Origin of the sequence: Amycolatopsis sp. NPDC051071 (genome assembly GCF_040682875.1) — a bacterium.
Lineage (GTDB): Bacteria > Actinomycetota > Actinomycetes > Mycobacteriales > Pseudonocardiaceae > Amycolatopsis.
Genome location: NZ_JBFBBY010000318.1, coordinates 1 through 2,443 on the forward strand (window position 1 = coordinate 1; position 2,443 = coordinate 2,443).

A 2,443-nucleotide genomic window follows, 5' to 3' on the forward strand; every position below is an offset into this window, starting at 1 on the left:
TCGGGGTGAACAAGCCCACCAGGACGAGCGCGCCGCCGGCCACCTCGCTGATGCCGGTGACCCACGAAAGCAGCGTCGTCTGGGTGGTGTATTTGTCCGATGGGGACCCCTCATGACGTTTCTCAGGCGGTGACGACCTGGCCGTTGGTGACCTTGACCGCGATCGAGGGCAGCGGCTGGTCCGCCGGTCCCTTTATGACCGCGCCGGTCGCCGCGTCGAAGATCGAGTTGTGGCAAGGACATTTGAGCTCAGCGCCGTCCGGGACGACCGCGCAGCCCTGGTGCGTGCAGATCGCGCTGAACGCGGCCGCGGTGCCGTCCGCGGTCCTGGTGACGATGATGTCCTTGCCGTCGGCGGTCTTGGCGGCCTTCGCCTTGCCGACCTCGATGTCGGCGAGCACCGTGAGGCTTTCGCCCGGTGCCGCCGCCGGGGGAGCGGCGGCCGGGCCGGCCGACGGGGTGTCGCTTCCGCAGGCCGAGAGGGCCACGGCACCGACGGCCGCGCCGGCGACGGCGGCCCCGGTGATCAAGACGGTGCGGCGGGAGTGCGGTTCGGCTGTCATGCCCATACACACGGTCCACACGCCCATCCGGTTCAATTTCGGCGACCATCGGGTGCCGAAATGAACCGAGGGGCCTTCTTTTCCGTGTTCAAAGGCATAGGGGAACCGAACACGCGGAAAGAGATACGGACATGATCCGGTGGTTGTTGCGGGCGGTGGTGGCGGCGGGCCTGCTCGGCTCGGCGTGGGTGCATTACGTCGTATGGCGTGACTGGGCCGCCGAAACGGACGTGGTCGGCCTACTCTTCCTGGTGAACGTGGTGGCGGGCGTGGTCATCGCGGTCGCCGTGCTCCTCTGGCACCACTGGCTGCCCGTCCTGGCGGCGATCGGCTTCGGCCTGGCGACGCTGGCCGCGTACGTGCTCTCGCTGACGACAGGCTTCTTCGGCGTCACCGAGCAGTTCACCACCCAGGCCGAGACGTGGGGCCTGATCACTGAAGCGGCTTGCGTGGTGTTCGGCGTCCCGTTGCTCTTCAACCGCGAAGGCACGGATCGGTGAAGGAATTCGCGGAGGACCGGCTGATGCGGGCTTTGCACGAAGAGCACGCTCAGGCGCTCTGGTCCTACGCTTTGCACCTGACCAGCGGCGACCGGATCCGGGCCGAGGACGTCGTCCAGGAGACGCTGCTGCGAGCCTGGCGCGACGCCAAAGTGCTGGACCAGTCCGAGGGTTCGGCGCGGGGCTGGCTGTTCACCGTGGCGAGGCGGATAGCCATCGACGACTGGCGTGCTTCCGAGGCACATCCGGAAGTGGTGACCGGCCAGCCACCCGAAACGGCGGTCACCGACGGCACCGAACGGGCGGTTCAGGGCTGGCTGGTCGCCGAAGCACTCGGTGAACTCTCGCCGAGACATCGGGACGTGCTCGTCCTGTGTTATTTCCAGGGTTACTCCGTCGCCGACGCCGCGAAGCGTCTCGGTGTGGCCGAAGGGACCATCAAGTCGCGGACGCATTACGCGTTGCGGGCGTTGCGGCTGGTATTGGAGGAAAGAGGGGTGACTCAATGACCGACCCCTTCGCCACCTACGACGCGGCCTACGTGCTCGGGGCGTTGTCCCCGGAAGACCGGTTCGCCTACGAGAAACACCTTCGCGGATGCGACCAGTGCGCGGCTTCCGTGCGCGATCTGGCCGGTATCCCCGGCTTGCTCGCGCAGGCGGGTGCCCCCGCGCTGCTGGAAGACGAACCGGCGCCCTCGCCGGAACTGCTGCCGACCGTGCTCAAACGGGTCCGCCGGGGAAGGCGGATCCAACGGGCCATCACCACCACCGCGGCCGGGGTGGCCGTCGCGGCAGGCGTCACGCTCGCGGTCGTCCTGACCGGGCCGGTCGCGGCGGGCGGCAACCCGATGACCCTCCTCGGCGACTACCCGGTGACCGCCGAGGCCGCCGTGTCCGCCACCGACTCCGGCACCAAGGTCGACATGACCTGCAGCTACGGCGGCAACCGCACCGGCGACTACCTCCTGGTCGCGGTCGACGCCGACGGCGGCACCAGCGAACTGGCGTCCTGGCGTGCGATGCCCAAGGACACCGCGCACATCGTGGTCGGTACCGCGATGCGCACCGGGGACATCAAGGCGCTGGAGATCCGCACGCCCTCGGGTCTCCCGCTGCTGCGGATGAACCCCTGATCCCGGTGTCATGACAGGCCTTCGGTACCGAAGGTGAGGTGGATTGGTGCTGGAGGGGAAAGGTTTCGGGAGGTTTGGGGTTCGGAGGGTCGTGCGGCCCGCGTGCTACCGCCGCTCAGCTGTCCTGAAGGCCCCCTTTGAGACGATCAACGTCTCAAAGGGGGCCTTCAGGACACGGGAGAACGCCCAGCGGTCATGGGGAACATCGGCAACCGCAAGGTGTCGCCTACATTCCTGAGGCCCCC

The 2,443-nt window shown here is 68.2% G+C and carries 4 protein-coding genes; 3 read left to right on the top strand and 1 reads right to left on the bottom strand.

All coding sequences use genetic code 11. The annotated features are described in order from the left end of the window. Nucleotides 1–122 precede the first annotated feature (122 nt). A complete protein-coding gene (locus AB0M65_RS40725) occupies nucleotides 123–563 on the bottom strand; it encodes a Rieske (2Fe-2S) protein (protein ID WP_364040998.1) in 441 nt (146 codons plus the stop codon). Between the two features lie 131 nt (nucleotides 564–694). On the opposite strand from AB0M65_RS40725, the gene AB0M65_RS40730 reads away from it, so the two are divergent. Genes AB0M65_RS40730 through AB0M65_RS40740 form a run of 3 tightly spaced genes read left to right on the top strand, consistent with a single transcriptional unit; the run spans nucleotide 695 to nucleotide 2,198 of the window. Further along, on the top strand, nucleotides 695–1,063 hold the full coding sequence (locus AB0M65_RS40730) for a hypothetical protein (protein WP_364041001.1): 369 nt from the start codon (nucleotides 695–697) through the stop codon (nucleotides 1,061–1,063). After that, nucleotides 1,060–1,572, top strand: a complete 513-nt coding sequence (locus AB0M65_RS40735; protein ID WP_364041004.1) for a sigma-70 family RNA polymerase sigma factor — start codon at nucleotides 1,060–1,062, stop codon at nucleotides 1,570–1,572. The genes AB0M65_RS40730 and AB0M65_RS40735 overlap by 4 nt, the downstream gene beginning before the upstream one ends. Further along, nucleotides 1,569–2,198, top strand: a complete 630-nt coding sequence (locus AB0M65_RS40740; RefSeq protein WP_364041007.1) for a zf-HC2 domain-containing protein — start codon at nucleotides 1,569–1,571, stop codon at nucleotides 2,196–2,198. Before AB0M65_RS40735 ends, AB0M65_RS40740 begins: the two co-directional genes overlap by 4 nt. Nucleotides 2,199–2,443: the final 245 nt, after the last annotated feature.